We start from the raw sequence: 21905 nt of genomic DNA on the forward strand, positions 1-21905 counted from the left end.
ACTGTTTATAGAAGAAACTGCAAATAAAAACGCCCAAAGGCTTATAAAAACCTCTGGGCTATAAAGTGACTCTAAATTGAGCCTAGCGTTAACTAAAAACTTTCTGGTTCGTTAGGGAGAAGAAGAAAGTACTAAAAACTATAGTAAAGGTACTCAATAAAGCATAACTAATTTTGCCACCTGGTTACATTTGATAACAAAGGATTAGATTAATTATGTGTAATTTGTACTTTAGTTTAACCCCAGCTTATTAACTGCGTATTTTGCACTAGATCGCGTGGTAATGAGTTTTTAATCTTATTTTTTTGCCATTTGCCCAGCCCAATAGGGCAACCACACAGCGTTAATACTACTTCACCTATTGTTTGAGTTGCCTCAGCTAAGCGTATATCTTTACCTTGAAAATAATCATTTGCTTGCTCGTTATTTAACGCGTAAATATTAGTTTTACACTCATTGCCAAACACAGTAGCAAACTCGTGCGTTAGCCTTACGCCGTTTTTATGAATAATTCCAATTTGAATGCCTAAACGTGCGTATTTAATTTTATTTTGTACGGCTTCAAACCCTTCAGGGAACAACCACAGTTCTTTATCGCGCTGCATTAAACTACCTGGCAAGGTAGTTAACCCAAAGTGTTTTTTAAGCGATTGCATAAACGCGGCACTTTGCTTTTTATCAAACTCGTTAAACGGGAATGCGCCTTTTTTAACAGTTTGATTTGGGTTATTGCAACTTGCGTGCTTTTTAAATTTAGCAATAAAAAAGCCTTCGCTATCGAATGTTTGCGGCCATACATGTAAATAACCTTCAGCGGTAGTAGCACTGCTTGCACCTTCAAATAAGTCGCTTAGGGATTGCGGTGCTATGTAGTCACCAAATTCATTGAGTAAATAATCGCATACTTGATGATTTTCGAGCGGGGTAAGTGTGCAGGTTGAATACACTAACGTGCCACCTGGCTTTAATGCGTAAAATGCGCTTTTAATTAAGTCTTTTTGTACTTGAGCAATTTGTATGTTTGATTCTATTGACCAGTTTTTTAGTGCGTCGGCGTCTTTACGTACTGTGCCTTCGCCAGAGCAGGGCGCGTCCAGCAGTATGCTGTCAAAGCATTCAAACATGTAGCTGCCAAATATAACGCCATCAAAGTGCGAGAGCGCACAGTTACCAACGCCCATGCGTTTAAGCGTGGCGCTAAGTACTTTTAAACGTGAAGACGAAAGCTCGTTAGCAACTAATACACCTTGGTTATTCATAAGTGCTGCAAGTTGTGATGTTTTAGAACCCGGCGCAGATGCCATATCAAGCACGGTGTTATTTTGAGGGTCTGCTAGTTCAATACTTTGCTTTAATGCGATAGGTGGCAACATTGAACTTGCTTCTTGTACGTACATAGCACCGCTTAGGTGTAAGTCGGTATTACCTAGAGCTAGATTTTGCTCTTCATTGCTTGGGCGCTCTAGCCAAAAGCCTTCATTGCACCATGGGATTGGGGTTAGTAGCCAATTTTTTTTAGCTGCACGTTTTACAAATTCTTCAATGCTAATTTTTAATGTATTAACGCGAATAGATTTTCTGAGCGGCCTGCGACACGCATTTAAAAAGTCATCTAAGTTTAGATGCGCTGGTAAATAGGTTTTTACGTCATCAATAAAGTGCTCAGGAATAAAAGTGTTGGCGTTCACGCGTTAGCTCATACTATAAAAATAAAGCGCGATAATAGCATTTATATAAGGTGTTTTCAGTGCTAAAACCATATTAACTACTTTGAATTTATGTCGACACTTTACTGCGCCAGCTTATTTTAAAACCAGTTATATACGACTTTAGATTAATAGTGTCGACAATTGGGGTGTTTTTTAGTCTTTTTATTGGGTTTTAGGGTTGACATGTTTTTTTAATAAGCACATAGTGACCATATGAATTGTCGACAATCTAAAAAATAACTTATGACACACACATTTTTAAACGAAGCGCCTATAACTACCGCATCAGATCAAGTATTTGTAGATATGCGCCGTGAGATTGTTGAAGGCACTATAGTTCAAGGTAGTAAAATATCAGAGCCAGAACTTGCAAAACGTTATGGCGTAAGCCGTGCAACGCTTAGAGAAGCGTTAAATCGCTTAGAGAGTTGCTACCTTGTTGAGCGTAAAGCTAACGTAGGTTGCCGCGTAGTTGCCCTTACCGCTGAGCGTTTGATTGAAGTTTATCAAGTTCGCAGCTCACTTGAAGGCTTGGCATGTAGGTTGGCTGCCGACAATATGGAACCAGAAGAAGTAAAAGGCTTAAAGCAATTACTTAATCAGCACCTACAAACACAGCGTGTTAAAGAGGGCGAGTCTTATTATCAAGAGGCTGGCGATTTAGATTTTCATTACCGTATTATTCAAGGCAGTAAAAACGCGCATTTAATTCATTTGTTGTGTAATGAGCTCTATCAACTAATACGCATGTACCGTGTGCAAATGGGTATGGTGGGGCCGCGTGTATCTAAAGCGTTTGATGAGCACTTAGCTATTATTAACGCGATAGAAAACCATGACGGCGAACTGGCCGAAATGCTAATGAAGCGCCATATAAGCGCATCGCAAGCAAATATTCAAACCAAATTTGATGTATACCAATCAGTATAAGTATTCGAACAATTTAACGGATTAAATAGCTCTATAACGTCGTTAAGAATTTTTTATTTAGAACCACTAAACATAAAAATTATTGCCTAGTTACAGAACGATTTTCTTATCGTTAAATAGACCTCATACCCATACAGATTGGTATGAGCTTCTAAAAGTTAAGCAGAACAGTTAAACAGTCACAATTACAGATTAAATATAAGTTACTCCACGTAGCAACCGTTCAAAGTGAGGAGAAAGTAATGTCAGCAGGATTGAAATTTAAACAGGCTATTGCCAATAACCGCCCGTTACAAGTTGTAGGCACTATTAACGCATACACAGCGATGATGGCAGAAAAGATGGGCCACCAAGCTATTTATCTCTCAGGTGCCGGTGTTGCAAATGCCTCTTTTGGTATGCCTGATTTAGGTATGACAAGCCTTGATAACGTGCTTGAAGATATTCGCCGTATTACAGGCGCGAGCGATTTACCGCTGTTAGTTGATGCCGATACCGGTTGGGGCGGTGCGTTTAACATTGCACGCACAGTAAAAGAAATGACTAAAGCCGGTGCGGCGGGTTTTCATATAGAAGACCAAGTAGCGCAAAAGCGCTGTGGTCATCGTCCTAACAAAGAGATTGTAAGCCAAGGTGAAATGGTTGACCGCATTAAAGCGGCGGTTGATGCAAGAACCGATAGCGATTTTTATATTATGGCGCGTACCGATGCATTTCAAAAAGAAGGTTTAAACGCCGCGATAGACCGTGCAGCTGCGTGTGTTGAAGCCGGTGCTGACGCTATTTTTGCAGAAGCCGTGCACGACCTTGCTGATTACCAAGCATTTGCAAAAGCGATTAATGCTCCCATTTTGGCAAACATTACTGAATTTGGCCAAACACCTATTTACACTAAAGAGCAGTTAAGTGATGTAGGCGTTGAAATGGTCCTTTACCCACTCAGCGCATTTAGAGCCATGAACAAAGCAGCACTCAACGTGTATTCAGCAATTTTAAATGAAGGCTCGCAACAAAGCCAAATTGAAAATATGCAAACGCGTTCAGAGCTTTACGACTTTTTAGATTACCACACGTACGAGAACACACTCGATACACTTTTTTCATCAAAATCTGACAAATAATAATTATTAGAACAGATATCACACACAAATTTAAGATAGGAGAAAATCATGGTAGATAAAGCATTAAGCGGCGCGGGTTTACGCGGACAAGTGGCTGGTCAAACAGCATTGTGTACTGTTGGGCAAAGTGGTTCTGGTTTAACGTATTGTGGTTATGACATTAGCGAACTGGCCGAAAAAGCGCAGTTTGAAGAAGTGTCTTTTTTACTTTCACGCGGTGAGTTACCAACCACTAGCGAATTGGCTGAATATAAAGCAAAGTTAAAAAGCTTACGCGGCTTACCAGATGCACTTAAAACCGTGCTTGAAAATATTCCTAAAGACGCGCATCCAATGGATGTAATGCGTACTGGCTGCTCAATGTTGGGTAACCTTGAAACAGAACTTGATTTTAGCCAAGCCGATGATGCAATTGACCGTATGGTTGCTGTGTTCCCAAGTATTATTTGTTACTGGTACCGCTTTACACACGATGGTGTACGTATTGAAACGCAAACAGATGACGATTCTGTAGGTGCACACTTTTTAACGCTATTACACGATAAAGCACCTAGCGAGTTGTTTGCACAAGTGATGAACGTATCACTAATTTTATACGCAGAGCATGAGTTTAATGCGTCTACCTTTACGGGTCGTGTGTGTGCGTCAACGCTCTCTGATATTCATTCTTGTGTAACAGGCGCGATTGGTACGTTGCGTGGTCCACTTCATGGCGGCGCTAACGAGGCAGCTATGGATATGATTCAAGGTTTTACAAGCCCAGAACATGCCGAACAAGAAGTAATGGGCATGCTTGAACGTAAAGACAAAATTATGGGCTTTGGCCATGCGATTTATCGCGAATCGGACCCACGTAATGTAATTATTAAAAAGTGGTCTGAAAAGCTAGCTGATGAAGTAGGCGATACTGTGCTTTACCCTGTGTCAGTTCGTTGTGAAGAGATTATGTGGCGCGAGAAAAAATTGTTTTGTAATGCCGATTTTTTCCATGCATCTGCTTATCATTTTATGGATATTCCGACTAAGTTATTTACGCCAATATTTGTAATGAGCCGTGTTACTGGTTGGACTGCGCATGTAAAAGAGCAACGTGCTAACAACCGTATTATTCGCCCAAGTGCCGATTACACAGGGCCTGATGCACGTAGTTACACACCAATCGAATCAAGAAGTTAATTATTTTTAACTAAGGTGAGCCAGTGGCTCACCTTTTACGGCTTTAATGCTTTATATAATAAAAACAACTGCAAACCTAAAGCCTTTCTTGAAAAATACCAATTGCACTCTCCATAAAAATTGGTATTACATCCGTCACCAAATTAGCGAACCCTTATTATGACCATAATTAATAACACCCAATACCGTAAACCTTTACCGGGCTCAAATGTCGACTACTACGATACGCAAGAAGCTGTAGACGCAATTAAGCCAGGTGCATACGCCACGCTACCTTATTCATCACGTGTATTTGCCGAAAACCTAGTACGCCGATGCGATCCTGCCATGTTAACCGATGCACTTAACCAGCTAATTGAACGCAAGCAAGATTTAGATTTTCCGTGGTATCCGGCGCGCGTGGTGTGTCACGATATTTTAGGCCAAACGGCACTTGTTGATTTAGCAGGACTTCGTGATGCGATTGCAGCTAAAGGCGGCGATCCGGCAAAAGTGAATCCAGTAGTGCCTACGCAATTAATTGTTGACCATTCGTTAGCGGTAGAGCATGCCGGTTTTGATCCTGATGCATTTGAAAAGAACCGCGCCATTGAAGACAGACGAAATGACGACCGTTTTCACTTTATAAACTGGACTAAAACTGCCTTTAAAAATATTGACGTGATCCCGCCAGGTAACGGCATTATGCATCAGATTAATCTTGAAAAAATGTCGCCGGTTATTCAAAACCGAGATGGCATTGCGTTCCCAGATACTTTAGTAGGTACCGACAGCCACACGCCACATGTTGATGCGCTGGGCGTTATTGCAGTGGGTGTAGGTGGGCTTGAAGCTGAAAGCGTAATGTTAGGCCGTGCTTCTTATATTCGCTTACCCGATATTGTAGGTGTTGAGTTAACAGGTAAGCGCCAACCTGGTATTACCGCAACCGATATTGTGCTCGCTATTACTGAATTTTTACGCGAGCAACGTGTTGTATCTGCTTATTTAGAGTTTTACGGTGAAGGTGCTGACGCGCTTACTCTTGGCGACAGAGCAACCATTTCGAATATGACGCCAGAATTTGGCGCAACTGCAGCTATGTTTTATATCGATGATAAAACAATAGATTACTTGCGTTTAACAGGCCGCGAAGAAGAACAAATTGCCCTTGTAGAAAATTACGCAAAAACAGCTGGCCTTTGGAGCGATAGCTTAAAAACCGCAAAATACGAGCGTGTGCTTACGTTTGATTTATCAAGCGTGGGGCGTAATATTGCGGGTCCATCTAATCCGCACCGCCGTGTATCAACCAGTGATTTAGCTAAAGAAGGCATTTCGGGCGTTGTTGAAAATGAAGAAGGCTTAATGCCTGACGGCGCGTGTATTATTGCCGCTATTACTAGCTGTACTAATACCAGTAACCCACGCAATGTAATTGCCGCTGCACTACTTGCGCGTAACGCAAATGCTAAGGGATTAATGCGTAAACCTTGGGTTAAAACCTCATTAGCACCGGGTTCAAAAGCGGTGCAATCATACCTTGAAGATGCAAACCTACTTACAGAGCTTGAGCAACTTGGCTTTGGTATTGTGGGCTTTGCGTGTACTACCTGTAATGGCATGAGCGGTGCGCTTGACCCTGTTATTCAAAAAGAAGTCATCGATCGCGACTTATACACTACAGCGGTGCTTTCGGGCAATCGTAACTTTGATGGGCGAATTCATCCTTATGCTAAGCAAGCATTTTTAGCGTCACCTCCTTTAGTTGTAGCCTACGCGATTGCGGGTACTATTCGCTTTGATATTGAAAAAGGGATACTAGGGCAAGATCAACAAGGCAACGATATTACGCTTAAAGATTTATGGCCATCAGATGAAGAGATTGATGCAGTAATTAAGCAAAGCGTTAAGCCTGAGCAATTTAGAAAAGTATACGAGCCGATGTTTAATTTAACCGTAGATTACGGTGAAGATAACGACCCACTTTACGACTGGCGCCCAGAAAGTACGTATATTCGTCGCCCTCCTTATTGGGAAGGTGCACTTGCGGGTGAGCGCACAATGACCGGTATGCGCGCGCTTGCAGTTCTTGGCGATAACATTACAACCGATCACCTATCGCCATCAAACGCGATTATGGCAAGCAGTGCCGCTGGCGAATACCTGACCAAAATGAACGTGCCAGAGGAAGACTACAACTCGTATGCAACGCACCGAGGCGATCATTTAACAGCGCAGCGCGCAACCTTTGCCAATCCAAAGCTGCTAAATGAAATGGTACTTGATGAAAACGGCGAGGTTAAGCAAGGCTCGTACGCACGGCTAGAGCCACAAGGTACTAATACACGTATGTGGGAAGCAATCGAAGCCTACATGGAGCGTAAACAACCACTTATTATTGTAGCGGGTGCCGATTACGGGCAAGGTTCGTCGCGCGATTGGGCTGCAAAAGGCGTAAGGCTTGCAGGCGTTGAAGTAATAGCAGCTGAAGGTTTTGAGCGTATTCACCGTACTAACTTAATTGGTATGGGCGTTTTACCACTTGAATTTAAAGCGGGTACAACCCGTAAAACGCTAAAGCTTGATGGCAGCGAAACGTACGACGTTGCAGGTGATTTAAAACCAGGTGCATCAGTTAATTTAAGTATTACCCGTAAGGATGGTGAAGTGCTTACTGTGCCTATGAAGTGCCGAATAGATACCCAAGAAGAGCTTTCTATTTATGCTGCTGGTGGCGTGTTACAACGCTTTGCACAAGACTTTTTAGAAGCAACGCAATCTGCATAAGGGCAAATACTATGTTTAAACCGCAAATTAAAGTGCCTGCAACCTATATGCGTGGCGGCACCAGTAAAGGTGTGTTTTTTAATTTAACTGATTTACCAAAGCCTGCTCAAGTAGCAGGTGAGGCGCGGGATAACTTATTACTGCGTGTTATTGGTAGCCCCGATCCGTATGCTAAGCAAACGGATGGCATGGGCGGCGCTACATCAAGTACCAGTAAAACCGTAATCCTAAGTAAAAGTGAGCAAGCCGAGCACGATGTTGATTACTTATTTGGTCAAGTGGCTATAGATAGGCCCTTTGTGGATTGGAGCGGTAACTGCGGCAATTTAACGTCAGCAGTCGGTGCTTTTGCTATTAGTAATGGTTTGGTCGATAAAAACCGAGTACCCGATAACGGTGTTGCTATTGTGCGCGTGTGGCAGGCTAATATTAAAAAAAGCATATTAGTGCATGTTCCGATGAACAATGGCGAAGTGCAAGAAACCGGTGACTTTGAGCTCGATGGCGTTACCTTTCCAGCAGCTGAAGTAAAACTTGAGTTCATAGACCCCGCTGATGGCGATGGCGCGTTATTTCCAACAGGTAATGTAGTTGATGACTTAGAGGTGCCGGGTGTGGGTACTTTAAAAGCAACAATGATAAATGCAGGTATTCCTACTGTATTTATTAACGCCGCTGATATTGGCTATACCGGCACAGAGCTGCAAGACGATATAAATAACGATGTTGCTGCACTTGAAAAGCTCGAAACCATTCGTGCTTATGGTGCTGTTAAAATGGGCTTAATCACTAACATTAATGAAGCGCAAGCTCGCCAACATACGCCAAAGGTTGCGTTTGTTGCAGCGCCTTTAGATTATACAGCGTCTAGCGGTAAGCTTATTGAGGCTGCAAACATTAACTTACTCGTGCGCGCTATGTCGATGGGTAAACTGCACCATGCCATGATGGGGACAGCTGCGGTTGCTATTGGCACTGCTGCCGCTATTGAAGGCACACTTGTAAATATAGCCGCTGGTGGCGGCGCATTAAGTGAAGTTAACTTTGGTCACCCATCAGGTACGCTAAAAGTAGGTGCTGAAGCTAAAAATAATACAGGTGATTGGCAAGTTACTAAAGCAAGCATGAGCCGCAGTGCACGTGTACTAATGGAAGGAGTTGTAAGAGTTCCTCAGTAACTCCTCATTAATAACTATCTTACAGCCATCGCATAAGTATTATGATTAATTTGCAGCATCAAAATGCTTATGCGCTTTCTTTATTGTTAAAACTAATAATAAAACAGCACTAATTCATAGCGCCTGAATCGAGGTAACTGCCAATTCCAAGGGTAAACATCCAAAGCCCCCATAAACTGTGCTCAATAACGCACACAAAGGTTGAGCGGCTTTGTGCGTAGGTATAAGCAAACAGTAAGCCACCTAAAAATGCTAAACCTACTGCAATCCAATTTGCATACACAATATGCGGCAACGCAAATACAGTTGCACTAATTATTATACGCACGGCTTTTTTTGGCATAATTCGTTTATAACGATGAAAAAAGTACGTTCTGAATATTAACTCTTGAGGAATAACCGACAGTATTGGGTAGAGCAACAACAGTAAAAGCCAATCATTAAACGAATTGCGGGGAAGGGTAAACCAGTTTCCCTGATGAATAATCCCGTAAAACATACCTGAGAACAGTGCACCTAAAAAAAAGAAGCTAAACACACGCTTTTTAACCGCAGAAAATTGCCCAAGGCTTGTAAGCCTAAAACGTTTAAAATGTGGATCGCCCAGTAGCAACATACAACACACGCTCATTAAAATAATAAGCGCAGGAATAAGCCAATTAGCTAAATGCTCGCGCAATCCAAAGCCCAATAAGGGTAGCAATACAAGAATGAGGGTAAATTCAAACCAGCGATATTGATTGGCGTTCAAGGTCGTCTCAACTTACTTTTTTTAATAAGCTATCAAGCTAAGACGACACTTTTATGACGAGGGGGCTTACTTTGCAGGTTCTTCTTCACTAGGGAGGTATTTATAAAGTGCAATAATGGTTACAAAAATACTCACAAAAGTAATACCCATTAAACCAAATACTTTAAAGTTAACCCAAAAGTCGAGTGAAAAATTATATGCAATATAAATGTTTAGTGCTGCGATGCCAGCAGTAATTACAACCCACATTAGGTTGAGCTTATTCCATAAAGGCTCAGGTACAACAATGGCTTGTTTTGTATCATTAGCATTATCGAGTATTGAGCTAAGCGCTTTTTTAACGAGATTTTTTTTAAGTGCATAACGGCTAATAAGTAACGTTAAACTTAAACCTGCGTATATCAGCGTTGCTTTCCATTTAATGTATTGCTCATCGTGAAGTACTAGCGTTAACGTACCAAACACGGCAGCAATGCCAAAAAATATCCACTGACGAGTAGGCACAGAGCCATGTTTAAAGTAGCTATAAGCAACTTGAATGAGCGTAGTTGCCATTAATAAACCGGTAGCCCAGTAAATATCGACTAGCTTAAAAACTGCAAAAAACAGTATGAGTGGGATGTATTCAATTAATGCGTGCATAGCTTACCTAAATTATACAAAAAAGAGTCAAAGGCTTTTTACCACATAAAGCTTAGCAACTACAAGGTTGACTTGTTGCCCTGTAACCCTTAGCCTGCGTGGCTTTATTGCCAATTTGGTTTGGTATTTTTTATATCATCATATTCCCACGCTTAACCAACACTGATTTGGCGTGTATTTAGGAGCCTAAAATGAATAAAGCAGAACTCGTTGCTGCCATTGCACACAAAAGTGAATTAACAAAAAAAGATTCTCAAGCGGCACTTTCAAGCTTGCAAAAAGTAATTACTAAATCACTTTCTGAGGGTGATCAGGTTCAAATTAATGGCTTTGGTACGTTTGTACTAAGTTACTATCCAGCGCGTACAGGGCGTAACCCGCAAACAGGCGCTGTAATTGAAATCGAGGGCGCAAATAAAGCGGTTTTTAAACCGGCTAAAGCGTTAAAAGATCTGCTTTAAATGGCATTACTTAGCTTGGGCGTTTGCTGAGCTTGGTTGAAGTTATTAAATATATTATTCAACATACAAATTATGGGCTTTGCCCATCACGCCAACAAGTTGCGCGTCTACAAGTTAAACCTATATCTACACCTTGGTTGTAGGCGCTGAGGTTGTTCACGCGAGGAGCGCAGTTTCTAATTACTTAACTACCCATCATAAAAACTGCGTTTTTAAACGCCAACAAGTTGTGCGTCTACAAGGATAAACATAATGCTGTGCTTGAGTTGTAGGCGTTGAGCTTGCTCACGCGAGAAGCGCAGCTTCTAATTACTTAATCACTGAACATAAAAACTGCGCTTTTAAACGCCAACAAGTTGTGCGTCTACAAAAATAAACATAATGCCGAGCATGAGTTGTAGGCGCCGAACTTTCTCGCGCGAGAAGTCAGCTTCAGTATTTAATCATCGAGTGCCAAAGCTGTGTTGTATCTGCTTTATGTAGATTATTCATATTGTCTAAATGATTTACATAGCACTGTGGCACAACTTGAATTAACTCCTTTATTTTCAATGGTTTGATTTCGGCATGCATCGTGCTTTTTAACTGTGTGTTTCGAATATATTTTTAATAATACCAATCTGCATATATATGGGGTCTATTTAACGTTAAGAAAATCACGCTAGAATTAGGCAATAATTTTTGTATCTAGTTGTTCTAAATGAAAGATTTTTAACGACGTTATAGTGCGATTTAATTCGTTAAATTGCTCAAAGATTTATGCAGGTTGGTATCAAATAAGGAGATCTCAATGAGTACATTACAAACAAGCACACGTTTACAAGGCAAAAAAATTGCAATTTTAGCCACTGATGGGTTTGAGCAAAGTGAGCTTTTATCTCCACGCAGCGCATTACTTGATGCCGGTGCAAACATCGAAATAGTATCAATTAAAGAAGGCCAAATTACGGGCTGGGATGAAGACAAGTGGGGCGATAAAGTAACAGTAGATAAACTAGTTACAAACGCAGACCCTGCTGATTACGACGCGCTTATGCTTCCTGGTGGTTTATTTAACCCAGACAGTTTACGCCAAGATAAAGATGCTAAAGCCTTTATTGATGGCTTTTTTGGGGCAGAAAAAAACAAACCCGTTGCTGCTATTTGCCATGCGCCGTGGTTGTTAGCTGAAATTAATAAATTGCGCGACCGTACCATTACCTCTTTTCCAAGTATTAAAAGCGATTTAATTAATGCAGGCGCTAATTGGGTTGACCAAGAAGTATGTGTAGATAAAGGCTTAGTAACAAGCCGAAGTCCCGCCGATTTAGAAGCATTTAATGCTAAATTTATTGAAGAGATTTTAGAGGGTAAACACCAAGCTCACTAATTTTTTTAAAACGTTTGGATATTGATACAGCGTTTGATTTTAAAAAACAAAAAAGGGCATTTTAAATGCCCTTTTTTAATGCGTATAAAACACGCCCTAGTTAGCTTATAGCGATGGCTTAAAGCGATGTAGCTGCTTTCATATCGGCTACAAATGCTTTTAGTTGCGCGGTCATTGTTGGTAAATCATTAAGGTTAGCTTCAATAATTTTAACCACAGCAGAGCCTGAAATAGCACCGGCTGCACCTGCATTAAGAGCCGCTTTTACATCATCTGGCGTTGAAATGCCAAATCCTAAAAGAGCAGGGGCTGCATGGTATTCTTTTAATTTAGTAACAATATTACCCGCTGGCATTTGTGCTTTAGTATCGGTACCGGTAACACCTGCGCGCGATAGTAAATACGTATAACCACGACCGTAAGAGGCGCATTGGCGAAGTGTGTCATCATCTGCATTAGGTGTTGCAATAAAAATTGGGTCTACACCGTTATCCATTGCCGATTTTCTAAACATTTTAGATTCATGCAGAGGCACATCAGCCACTAAAATAGAGTCTACACCTACCGCTTTTGCATCTTTATAAAATGCTTCTATACCGCGTTTAAACACAAGGTTTGAATACAATAATAAGCCAATTGGAATATCGGCATTATACTCACGTATTTCTTTAATAATATCAAAGCAATCTTGTGTGTTAATGTGCACATTGAGTGCGCGAATATTAGCTTTTTGAATTACTGGACCATCTGCAATTGGGTCAGAAAACGGAATACCAAGCTCAAGCGCATCAGCGCCGCCGTTAATCAGACTTTTTATAATCGCAATACTTTGCTCTTTACCTGGGTCGCCAATCGTTACAAATGGTACAAACGCACCTTGTTTTTGCTCGTTAAGCGCTGCAAACATTTTGCCGTAACGATCCGTTTTTACTTGGCTCATAGCTGACCTCTTTCAGTTAGTACATTGTGAACGTGTGCTAAATCTTTATCGCCACGACCACTTAAATTAATCACTATAACACTTTCCTCGGTTAGCTCCTCTGCGTACTTAAGCGCATAAGCTAACGCATGGCTTGATTCAAGTGCCGGAATAATCCCTTCATTTTTAGCAAGCGACTGAAACGCATCAAGCGCTTCTGTATCGGTAATAGCTACATATTGAGCGCGACCAGTTTCGTGTAAAAATGCATGTTGAGGACCAACAGCTGGGTAATCAAGGCCCGCTGATACAGAGTAAGACTCTTCAATTTGGCCATCGTCATTTTGCATAATATACGTATAAGTACCGTGTAATATGCCTTTAGTGCCTTTACAAATTGTTGCACCGTGCTCATTTGTATCAAGACCTTTACCAGCAGGCTCAACACCAATTAATTTAACGCCTGGCTCGTCAATAAAGTCAGTAAACATACCAATTGCGTTTGAACCACCACCAACACAGGCAATAACGGCGTCAGGTAAACGACCTTCTGCTTTAAGTACTTGTTGCTTAGCTTCTTCACCAATAATTTTTTGATACTCGCGTACAATTGTTGGGAATGGGTGAGGACCCGCAGCTGTACCTAGTAGGTAGTGCGCGTCTTGGTAATTTGCTGACCAGTCACGCAGCGCTTCATTCACTGCATCTTTTAATGTGCCAGAACCCGCTGTTACCGGAATAACCTCTGCACCCATTAACTTCATTCTAAATACGTTAGGTTGCTGACGTTCAACGTCTTTTGCGCCCATATAAATACGACATTTTAAACCCAGTAGTGCACATGCAAGCGCGGTTGCAACGCCGTGTTGACCAGCACCGGTTTCAGCAATGACTTGTTTTTTACCCATACGCTTAGTAAGTAACGCTTGGCCAAGTACTTGGTTCGTTTTGTGTGCGCCGCCGTGTAGTAAGTCTTCACGCTTTAGATACAGTTTTACTTTTGGGTTTTTAACTAAATTGCGCGTTAAAGTAAGTGGGGTAGGACGACCCGCATACTCGTTTAATAATTTACTTAGCTCTGCCTGAAACTCAGGATCTTTTTGTGCTTTGTTAAATTCGTTTTCTAACTGCTTAAGTGCAGGGACAAGTAACTCAGGTACAAACATACCGCCAAACTCGCCAAAATAAGCTGGATTTTGCATTTTAACCTCAATAATTTCTGATGCTTGTAAAAGCATTATGTAATTTGTTAGGGCACTTTTTACCCGCAGATTCTTCAACGCCTGAGTTTAAATCAAGGCCTAAGGCACCTTTAAAAAGCGCATCTTTAATATTGTCTGGAGTTAAGCCTCCAGCGAGCATAAATGGTGTAGTTGCGCCGCTAAGCACCGACCAATCAAATGCTTTACCTGTACCGCCAGCTTGCGTGTCGCTGTGCGTATCGTAAAGGTGTCGATCAACCCCATTTACAGGCGTTGGCAATGCATCTTTTATTGCTTGGGCTTTCCAAATTTCGCAATTAGTTGGTAACTGTGTACGCAAGTCAGCAATGTAATCGTCACTTTCTTGGCCATGTAATTGAACTGCCGCTAATTTTAGCACACTTGCGTATTGAGCAACTTGCTCAATGGGAGCATCTACAAATACACCAACAAAGTTAAGTGGTGCGCTTTGGCTCAGCTCTCTTGCACAATCTAAATCGACATAGCGAGGCGATTTAGGATGAAAAATTAAACCACCATAAACAGCACCGTTTTGATATGCCGCTTGTGCATCTTGGCTACGTGTTAAACCACATACTTTATTGTCGCCTAAAATAACACGGCGACATGCTTGCTCTAAATCACGCTCGCCCATAAGTGAGCTGCCAATTAAAAAGCCATCACATAATGGAGCTAAACGTTTTACGTCTTGATGGGTGTAAATACCCGATTCCGAAATAACCACTTTATCTGCTGGGATAAGTTTGCGTAGCTTTTCGGTAGTGGCTAAATCGGTGCTTAAATCGCGTAAATCGCGGTTATTAATACCAATAATTTGTGCATTAAGCGCAAGTGCGCGGTGTACTTCTTCTTCGTTGCTTACTTCGGTTAATACCGACATATTCAGAGAATCGGCAACTGCATGTAGAGCTTTATAGCTTTCGTCATCAAGTACCGAAAGCATCAGTAATATAGCATCGCCGCCATAAATTCGTGCCATGTACACTTGGTATTCGTCTATAAAAAAGTCTTTACAGATAAGCGGTTGTTCTACTTGGCTACGTACAAATTCGAGGTAGTCAAAGCTGCCTTGAAAATACTTAGCATCAGTTAGTACGCTCATGCAGGTGGCGTATTTTTTATAAACCGAGGTGATTTCGGTTAAATCAAATGGCTCACGAATAAGCCCTTTTGATGGAGATGCTTTTTTACACTCTAAAATAAACTGTGTGCCAGGCGCTGCAAGCGCTTTATAAAAGCTACGACTGGTAGGCACTGCAAGGTGCTTAAAGCTTTCAAGCGGACGCGCGGCTTTACGCTCAATCAGTTCTAATTTTTTATCAGCAACAATTTTGTCTAATACGTTAGCCATTACTTACCTCAATAATTGCATTTAATGTGTTCATGGCCTTGCCTGAACTTAATAATGTATTTACTTGCTGCGCACCTTCTTTTAAAGATTGCGCTTTACCTGTTAGGTATAACAATGCAGCTACGTTAACCACAATGGCGGCATTGTGAGCTTCTGTGCCTTTACCCTGTAAAATAGCGAGGCTTGCATTTGCGTTGTATTGTGGACCTTCACCAGCGAGCTGTTCAAGTGAATAGTTTGCAAGGTCAAAGTCGCTAGGGTTAAGTGTGTACTGTGTAATTTCACCATTGTTAAGCTCAACTACCGTTGTTGGGCCGTGTAGGGCAATTTCGTCAGTCCCCGAGCCGTGAACTACCATAGCGCGCTTTGTGCCCAATGTTTTAAGTGTTTGCGCCATTGGCATACATAACGCCTCGTTATACACGCCTAACAATTGCACGTCAGGTGCAGCTGGATTAGCAAGCGGGCCTAAAATATTAAAAATAGTACGTGTTTTAAGCGCTGTACGTACGCCCATCGCATGGCGTACACCGCTGTGATAATGCGGTGCAAACAAAAAAGTAAAGTTAGTTTGCTCTAGGCACTTTGCTGCTTGCTCTGGGCTCATATCTATATTAATGCCCAGGGCTTTTAGTAAATCGGCAGAGCCTGAATTACTCGATACACTGCGATTGCCATGTTTTACCATGTTAATACCAGCAGCTGCGGCAACAATAGCGGCTGTTGTGCTTATATTAATGGTGTTTGAACCATCGCCACCGGTACCACAGCTATCGGCAAGTTGCGCGCTAGTTGTATTAAAGGCAACGGCGTTTTCACGCATAGAGGCCGCAGCGCCTGCAATTTCGTCGCTTACTTCGCCTTTAATTTTAAGGCTTATAAGTAGGGCAGTTAGCTCAATTTCACTCATGTTGCCTTGCATTATTTCATCAAACAGTGCTTTAGAGTCGGCATAGCTTAATGATTGCCCAGTAATTAGTTGCTCAATAGCGTGTTGAACATTGATGGGTTGTTCTGGTTGTGTACTCATAATGTCCTCTTTTATTTAGCGCGTGTTAGGTAAGCGACGCTTTGCTGAAGTAGCTTAGCGCCGTTTGGCGTTAGTATTGATTCTGGATGAAACTGGTAACCCAACGCGTTGTCATCAGGATGATAAATAGCCATAGGGATATCTTCATATTGGGCAATTACCTCAATATTGTCAGGCACTTTTGTTGCCATTAATGAATGATAACGCGCCACAGGCATTGTATTACCCATACCATCAAATACAGGGTGCTCGCCTAAATTAATAATTGAAGACTTACCATGTACGGTTTCACCGGCGTGACCGATTACTCCACCGTAGCTTTGGGTTAACGCTTGTTGACCCAAACAAATACCCAGCATAGGGAAGTGCCCTTTAGAGAGCTCAATAAGCTCCATTAAACAGCCCGCATCGCTTGGTGTGCCAGGGCCTGGCGAAAGGACTAATAGTACTTGACCTTGCTCTTGGCGCATTTTATTAAATATAACCTCAGCGCTAATGTTGTTTCTGTAAACAACGAGCTCACCGCCAAGCATAGTTAACTCATCAACAAGGTTATAAGTAAATGAGTCAAAATTATCTAAAAAGTAGATTTTGATAGGATTAGCTTCACTCATTTTATACCGCCTTGTACGTAGATTTAATGGCGGTAATAACCGCTTGTGCTTTAGCGCGTGTTTCGTTTGCTTCTGAAATAGGGTCTGAGTCAAACACTACACCGGCACCTGCTTGCACATAGGCTATATTATTTTTAACAAAAGCGGAGCGAATAACAATACAGCTATCCATCGTACCATCGCCTGTTAAATAACCTACAGCACCACCGTAGCTGCCACGGCGCTTGCCTTCTGTTTGACGTACCAGTTCAGCAGCACGCACTTTTGGTGCACCAACAAGTGTGCCCATGTTCATACACGCTTGGTAAGCATGCAGTGCGTCAAGCTCTGGTTTTAAAGTACCTACAACGCGCGACACTAAATGCATTACTTGAGAGTAGCGGTCTACTTTTAATAGCTCTTTAGCAAAACGAGTACCTGCAACACTAATACGGGCTACGTCGTTACGGGCTAAATCGACAAGCATTAAATGCTCGGCGCGCTCTTTTTGATCGTTTCTGAGTTCAAGCTCAATACGGCTATCTAGATCTGGGTTTATTTGCCCATTAGCAAATTTACCACGCGGACGAGTACCCGCTATTGGATATACCTCTACTTGCTGAGATTGCACAGTGTATTTAAGTGCTGATTCGGGAGATGCGCCAAATAATGCAAAGTCTTCATCGCGCATATAAAACATATACGGACTTGGGTTTTGCTTTTTAAGTTGGCTATACGCATGTAAAGCATCAGGGCAAGGTAGAGAGAACGTACGCGACGGCACTACCTGAAAAATATCGCCATCTACAATGTTCTTTTTAAGCTTTACTACTTGCTCACAGTACGTTTCGTCGCTTATATCAACGCTTACGTCGCACTCGCCGCTTTGCATAGGCGCGCTAAATTCAGCAGCGTTATCACATAGTGTATTTAAGCGCTCAAGCTCTTTACCTACTTCAAAGCAATTTGCGTGTACGTCTGGCCCGTTAAATACATTACCAATAAGCTCAGTTGTTTGTTTTTGATGATCAATAACCACTAAGGTTTCGGCTAAATAAAATACGTAATCTGGGCAGGTGTTTTCGCCGTCTGGCACGTCACTTAACTGCTCAAAGTTTGCCACCATATCGTAGGCAAATACACCGCCTAAAAATACCGAAAATGGATTGTTAGTAGTACTTTTAATACTGTTAATACAAGTACGAAGGGCGCTAAATGCATTGTCAGCAACCAGCTTGCTCGCCTCGTCAATATCATTATTAGCGCTTAAGTACTCAAGCGTTAATGTTGTATCGTTTAGCGTGGCTGTACAGCTTTTAACATTAGCGTGTAAGTAGCTAAGCAGTTGCTGCCCGTTATTTGACTTTGCAGTAACGATTACCGTTTTACCTTGGCATACAATGCGCAGGGCACAATCGACTAAAATTAAACTTTTCACACTGTCTTTAGAATCAATCTCAGCCGATTCAAGCAGTAGTGAGTTAGGCTTATCAAGTGCCGCGTATAATGCAAGAGGGCTACTAATATAGTCGCGTACTTGCGTAATACTTGTTACTTCGCCTGGTGTGGTAGTTATATGACTAAAAATCAAACCTCATTCCCTCAAAAAATTAAACCCCGCAATGCTTTTGCAATGCGGGGTTTGAATAACGATATCTAAATTACAAACAGATCATTACCGTCCCGCTATATCAGGCGCCACCACCAACGATGTGTAAGAGTAAGACCGTTATTCATGTTTTTCTGCCTCAAAATTTATTAAATATTTTTAACGTATACGTTTCGTAAAATTTAGTTATAAAAAAACCCGCATAGTTGCGGGTTTTGAATTTTTGTTAGACACGACAATTCATCACCCGAAAATTACGAGTGCCACCACCAAATAGTGTTTAAGTTTGAATTGATCATTATTGTTAATTCTTAATGTGTCTGAAAGTGGCTACAGTAAAACGTATATTATGCTTTTGTGTCAAGTGTTTATTTAAAACAATTTAGTCAAAAAAGTTGTTATACTTACATAAACACCACTAACCCTTAATTTTAAGCAGTTTTCTTTTGAAAAAATATGATTTACATAGCCATACCACACATTCAGACGGGCGTTTAACGGTTGAAGAATTATTGCATCGCGCTGTTGATAAAAATATTGATGTGTTTGCTATTACCGATCATGACACTGTGGCGGCAATTAAGCCTGCGCAGCAATTTATTGAAGCTGAAAACTTACCGCTTTCATTAATAACGGGTACCGAAGTGTCTACCAAATGGGAGAGCTTTGAAATTCATATTGTGGGTTTAAATATTGATATTGATAATATTGACCTCATCTCTTTATTATCGGCTCAGCAGCAAAAGCGAGAAGAGCGCGCACTAGAAATTGGTGTTCGCCTTGCAAAAAATGGTTTTGATGGCATATACGAGCAAGCTAAAGAGTTAGCAAAAGACGCGCAAATTACACGTGCACATTTTGCACGCGCACTAATAGAGCGTGGCGTAGCCAAAAATTTTCCAGGTGTATTTAAAAAGTACTTAGGGCGTGGTAAAACAGGCTACGTACCAAGCTGCTGGTGCACTATGCAAACTGCCATTGAGGCTATTCATGCCGCTGGTGGTGTTGCGGTCCTTGCGCACCCAAGTAGCTATCAAATGTCAAACAAGTGGCTACGTAAGTTATTAGTAGAATTTAAAAGTGTAGGGGGTGACGCAATGGAAGTTGCACAACCTCAACAGGCGCCAAGCGAACGTCAATTTTTAGGTGAACTCAGCCGTGAGTACGAATTACTTTGCTCGCAAGGGTCTGATTTTCATTTTCCGACAAGCTATTTAGAGCTTGGCAAAAACTTATACCTACCTAAAGACTGCCAAGGTGTTTGGCAAGCTTGGGAAGGACAAGAAGGGGCATTATTATGAGTCAATTATTTCACATTCATCCAGATAACCCGCAACCAAGACTGATCAGTCAAGCTGTTGATATTATTAAGCAGGGCGGCGTTGTTGTTTACCCAACCGACTCGGGCTATGCGATTGGCTGTAACATTGGTAATAAGCAAGCCAAAGAGCGCATAGAGCGCATTCGCGGTATTGAAAAAAATGATAATTTTACGCTAGTTTGTCGTGACTTATCGGAGCTTGCTACTTATGCACGTGTAGATAATCAGCTATTTAGACTTATTAAAAATAATACGCCAGGGCCTTATACCTTTATTTTTAAAGGCACAAAAGAGGTTCCTAAACGTTTATTAAATGACAAGAAAAAAACGATTGGTATGCGTGTAATTGAACATCCAATAGCGTGCGCGTTACTTGCTGAACTTGGTGAGCCGCTCATGTCGTGTTCGTTAATTTTACCGGGTCAGCAATTTACAGAATCAGATCCTGATGAAATATTAGAGCGATTAGACAAACACGTTGATTTAATTATTCACGGTGGCTATTTAGCCGAGCAAGCAACCACAGTAATTGATTTATCAGAAGATGAAATTAAAATTTTACGTGTTGGTTGTGGTGATACAAGCCCGTTTGAGTAATAAGTAGTGAGCGAAAGCACTGCAGATACAAAAAACAGTGAAAAGCCAGTGCAGCAAAAGCTGCCACTGGCTTTTTTGCATGGTAAAGCGGTTGTAGACAAACCAGAAGATTTATACATTCCGCCTGATGCGCTCGAAATAATATTAGAAACGTTTGAAGGTCCACTCGATTTACTGCTGTATTTAATTAAAAAGCATAAGCTTAATGTGCTCGAGCTTTCTATTTTTAGTATTACAGAGCAGTACGTAAGTTACGTTGAAATGATGACCGAGTTTCAACTCGAACTTGCGGGTGAATATTTAGTAATGGCTGCGTTACTTGCGCAAATTAAGTCGCGCTTATTATTGCCAGTACACGAAGAGCTTGAAGAGGAAGAAGATCCTCGTGCTGAGCTTATTAAACGCCTGCAAGAGTATGAGCTGTTTAAACAAGCCGCCGAAAACCTCGACGATATCCCTCGTGTTGGTCGTGATATTTTTATAGCGCATGCCGCTATGCCAATAAGTGAAGATACAAGTCAAAACCTCCCCGAACTTGAACTTAAAGACTTAATGCTGGCGCTGAGTGATGTAATGGCGCGCGCAAAAACATTTGAGCATCATCAAATTACTGCAGAAGTACTCTCTACCCGAGAGCGTATGAGCCAAATATTACAGCAATTATCGCAGGCAAAAACCGCAGTAGTATTTAATAAACTGTTTACGCCAAGCGAGGGACGAAGTGGTGTAGTCGTGAGCTTTATCGCTATGCTAGAGCTTATTAAAGAAGGGCTTGTTACCTGTTTGCAAGTAAGCCCTGAGAGCTTAATTTATGTCAGCTTAAGCGAGCAATCCACCCTATAAACGTATCTGTTTAATCTCATACCAACCTGCATGAATATTTGAGCAATTTAACGAATTAAATTGCACTATTACGTCGTTAAAAATTTTTTATTTACGACTGCATGGATGCAGGAGGTAGAGCAATGCAGGGAGCAATTGCCGAGAACAACTAGATACAAAAAATTCTGCCTAGTTCTAGCGTAATTTTCTTAACGTTAAATAGACCCCATATACAAGCAGATTGGTATTATTTGCAAAACTGACTTTATACAATGAAGTTCTGTGCGTATACGCACGTAAAGTGTTTGTAAATGTTATTTGCATTTACCTCTTT

General features: G+C 41.5%; 19 protein-coding genes. 10 read left to right on the top strand and 9 right to left on the bottom strand.

The genetic code is table 11. The features are described from left to right. Nucleotides 1-236: 236 nt before the first annotated feature. A complete protein-coding gene (gene rsmF, locus I6F53_RS08315) occupies nt 237-1688 on the bottom strand; it encodes a 16S rRNA (cytosine(1407)-C(5))-methyltransferase RsmF (RefSeq protein ID WP_166421427.1) in 1452 nt (483 codons plus the stop codon). Nucleotides 1689-1952: 264 nt separating this feature from the next. Between rsmF and I6F53_RS08320 the strand changes: the two genes are divergently transcribed. The 5 genes from I6F53_RS08320 (at nt 1953) to prpF (ending at nt 8883) form a co-directional block, all read left to right on the top strand. Beyond that, on the top strand, nt 1953-2639 hold the full coding sequence (locus I6F53_RS08320; RefSeq protein WP_197239138.1) for a GntR family transcriptional regulator: 687 nt from the start codon (nt 1953-1955) through the stop codon (nt 2637-2639). A 242-nt stretch (nt 2640-2881) separates the two neighbouring features. Next, nucleotides 2882-3760, top strand: coding sequence for a methylisocitrate lyase (gene prpB, locus I6F53_RS08325; RefSeq protein WP_197239139.1), 879 nt, complete (start codon nt 2882-2884; stop codon nt 3758-3760). Between the two features lie 48 nt (nt 3761-3808). Continuing rightward, a complete protein-coding gene (gene prpC, locus I6F53_RS08330) occupies nt 3809-4936 on the top strand; it encodes a bifunctional 2-methylcitrate synthase/citrate synthase (protein ID WP_197239141.1) in 1128 nt (375 codons plus the stop codon). A gap of 159 nt (nt 4937-5095) precedes the next feature. Then, nucleotides 5096-7705, top strand: coding sequence for a Fe/S-dependent 2-methylisocitrate dehydratase AcnD (gene acnD, locus I6F53_RS08335; RefSeq protein WP_197239142.1), 2610 nt, complete (start codon nt 5096-5098; stop codon nt 7703-7705). An 11-nt stretch (nt 7706-7716) separates the two neighbouring features. Continuing rightward, entirely contained in the window at nt 7717-8883 is a 1167-nt protein-coding gene (prpF, locus tag I6F53_RS08340; protein ID WP_197239143.1) for a 2-methylaconitate cis-trans isomerase PrpF, read from the top strand. A gap of 109 nt (nt 8884-8992) precedes the next feature. Here prpF and I6F53_RS08345 read toward each other — a convergent pair whose 3' ends face one another. After that, nucleotides 8993-9634 (bottom strand): CPBP family intramembrane glutamic endopeptidase, encoded by a 642-nt coding sequence (locus I6F53_RS08345; RefSeq protein ID WP_197239144.1) that lies wholly within the window; start codon nt 9632-9634, stop codon nt 8993-8995. Between the two features lie 66 nt (nt 9635-9700). Beyond that, on the bottom strand, nt 9701-10276 hold the full coding sequence (locus tag I6F53_RS08350; protein WP_197239146.1) for an inner membrane-spanning protein YciB: 576 nt from the start codon (nt 10274-10276) through the stop codon (nt 9701-9703). Nucleotides 10277-10467: 191 nt separating this feature from the next. Here I6F53_RS08350 and I6F53_RS08355 point away from each other — a divergent pair, with 191 nt between their 5' ends. Together I6F53_RS08355 and I6F53_RS08360 are read left to right on the top strand one after the other, a co-directional pair. Beyond that, nucleotides 10468-10737 carry an HU family DNA-binding protein gene (locus I6F53_RS08355; RefSeq protein WP_197239147.1) on the top strand — a complete coding sequence of 90 codons (270 nt, stop codon included), beginning with the start codon at nt 10468-10470 and terminating at the stop codon, nt 10735-10737. A gap of 790 nt (nt 10738-11527) precedes the next feature. After that, nucleotides 11528-12106, top strand: a complete 579-nt coding sequence (locus I6F53_RS08360; RefSeq protein WP_007582489.1) for a type 1 glutamine amidotransferase domain-containing protein — start codon at nt 11528-11530, stop codon at nt 12104-12106. A gap of 118 nt (nt 12107-12224) precedes the next feature. Here the strand turns inward: I6F53_RS08360 and trpA are convergent, their stop codons facing one another. The 6 genes from trpA to I6F53_RS08390 are packed head-to-tail and all read right to left on the bottom strand — an operon-like array spanning nt 12225 to nt 18813. Further along, a complete protein-coding gene (gene trpA / locus I6F53_RS08365; protein WP_197239149.1) occupies nt 12225-13046 on the bottom strand; it encodes a tryptophan synthase subunit alpha in 822 nt (273 codons plus the stop codon). Then, the gene (gene trpB / locus I6F53_RS08370; RefSeq protein WP_166376206.1) at nt 13043-14227 is read right to left on the bottom strand and encodes a tryptophan synthase subunit beta; all 1185 of its coding nucleotides are present in this window, start codon (nt 14225-14227) and stop codon (nt 13043-13045) included. The genes trpA and trpB overlap by 4 nt, the downstream gene beginning before the upstream one ends. A gap of 7 nt (nt 14228-14234) precedes the next feature. Next, complete coding sequence (trpCF, locus tag I6F53_RS08375; RefSeq protein ID WP_197239151.1) at nt 14235-15599, bottom strand: bifunctional indole-3-glycerol-phosphate synthase TrpC/phosphoribosylanthranilate isomerase TrpF; 1365 nt, start codon at nt 15597-15599, stop codon at nt 14235-14237. Continuing rightward, on the bottom strand, nt 15592-16629 hold the full coding sequence (gene trpD / locus I6F53_RS08380) for an anthranilate phosphoribosyltransferase (protein ID WP_197239152.1): 1038 nt from the start codon (nt 16627-16629) through the stop codon (nt 15592-15594). The genes trpCF and trpD overlap by 8 nt, the downstream gene beginning before the upstream one ends. An 11-nt stretch (nt 16630-16640) precedes the next feature. After that, complete coding sequence (locus I6F53_RS08385; protein WP_197239154.1) at nt 16641-17243, bottom strand: aminodeoxychorismate/anthranilate synthase component II; 603 nt, start codon at nt 17241-17243, stop codon at nt 16641-16643. 1 nt (nt 17244) lies between these two features. Beyond that, the gene (locus I6F53_RS08390) at nt 17245-18813 is read right to left on the bottom strand and encodes an anthranilate synthase component 1 (RefSeq protein WP_197239155.1); all 1569 of its coding nucleotides are present in this window, start codon (nt 18811-18813) and stop codon (nt 17245-17247) included. Between the two features lie 464 nt (nt 18814-19277). Here I6F53_RS08390 and rnm point away from each other — a divergent pair, with 464 nt between their 5' ends. The 3 genes from rnm to I6F53_RS08405 are packed head-to-tail and all read left to right on the top strand — an operon-like array spanning nt 19278 to nt 21592. Continuing rightward, nucleotides 19278-20132: an RNase RNM gene (gene rnm / locus I6F53_RS08395; protein WP_197239156.1), complete on the top strand. Its 855-nt coding sequence runs from the start codon at nt 19278-19280 to the stop codon at nt 20130-20132. Then, entirely contained in the window at nt 20129-20749 is a 621-nt protein-coding gene (locus tag I6F53_RS08400) for an L-threonylcarbamoyladenylate synthase (protein WP_166421539.1), read from the top strand. The genes rnm and I6F53_RS08400 overlap by 4 nt, the downstream gene beginning before the upstream one ends. 6 nt (nt 20750-20755) lie before the next feature. Then, nucleotides 20756-21592 (top strand): segregation and condensation protein A, encoded by an 837-nt coding sequence (locus I6F53_RS08405; RefSeq protein WP_197239157.1) that lies wholly within the window; start codon nt 20756-20758, stop codon nt 21590-21592. Nucleotides 21593-21905 lie beyond the last annotated feature (313 nt).

It is taken from the genome of Pseudoalteromonas sp. SWN29 (genome assembly GCF_015864465.1).
Classification (GTDB): Bacteria; Pseudomonadota; Gammaproteobacteria; order Enterobacterales; family Alteromonadaceae; genus Pseudoalteromonas.

Coding starts and splice junctions, on each gene's coding strand:
- I6F53_RS08320 (WP_197239138.1), top strand. CDS start 1,953: ATGACACACACATTTTTAAACGAAGCGCCTATAACTACCGCATCAGAT.
- prpB (WP_197239139.1), top strand. CDS start 2,882: ATGTCAGCAGGATTGAAATTTAAACAGGCTATTGCCAATAACCGCCCG.
- prpC (WP_197239141.1), top strand. CDS start 3,809: ATGGTAGATAAAGCATTAAGCGGCGCGGGTTTACGCGGACAAGTGGCT.
- acnD (WP_197239142.1), top strand. CDS start 5,096: ATGACCATAATTAATAACACCCAATACCGTAAACCTTTACCGGGCTCA.
- prpF (WP_197239143.1), top strand. CDS start 7,717: ATGTTTAAACCGCAAATTAAAGTGCCTGCAACCTATATGCGTGGCGGC.
- I6F53_RS08350 (WP_197239146.1), bottom strand. CDS start 10,276: ATGCACGCATTAATTGAATACATCCCACTCATACTGTTTTTTGCAGTT.
- I6F53_RS08355 (WP_197239147.1), top strand. CDS start 10,468: ATGAATAAAGCAGAACTCGTTGCTGCCATTGCACACAAAAGTGAATTA.
- I6F53_RS08360 (WP_007582489.1), top strand. CDS start 11,528: ATGAGTACATTACAAACAAGCACACGTTTACAAGGCAAAAAAATTGCA.
- trpA (WP_197239149.1), bottom strand. CDS start 13,046: ATGAGCCAAGTAAAAACGGATCGTTACGGCAAAATGTTTGCAGCGCTT.
- trpB (WP_166376206.1), bottom strand. CDS start 14,227: ATGCAAAATCCAGCTTATTTTGGCGAGTTTGGCGGTATGTTTGTACCT.
- trpCF (WP_197239151.1), bottom strand. CDS start 15,599: ATGGCTAACGTATTAGACAAAATTGTTGCTGATAAAAAATTAGAACTG.
- trpD (WP_197239152.1), bottom strand. CDS start 16,629: ATGAGTACACAACCAGAACAACCCATCAATGTTCAACACGCTATTGAG.
- I6F53_RS08385 (WP_197239154.1), bottom strand. CDS start 17,243: ATGAGTGAAGCTAATCCTATCAAAATCTACTTTTTAGATAATTTTGAC.
- I6F53_RS08400 (WP_166421539.1), top strand. CDS start 20,129: ATGAGTCAATTATTTCACATTCATCCAGATAACCCGCAACCAAGACTG.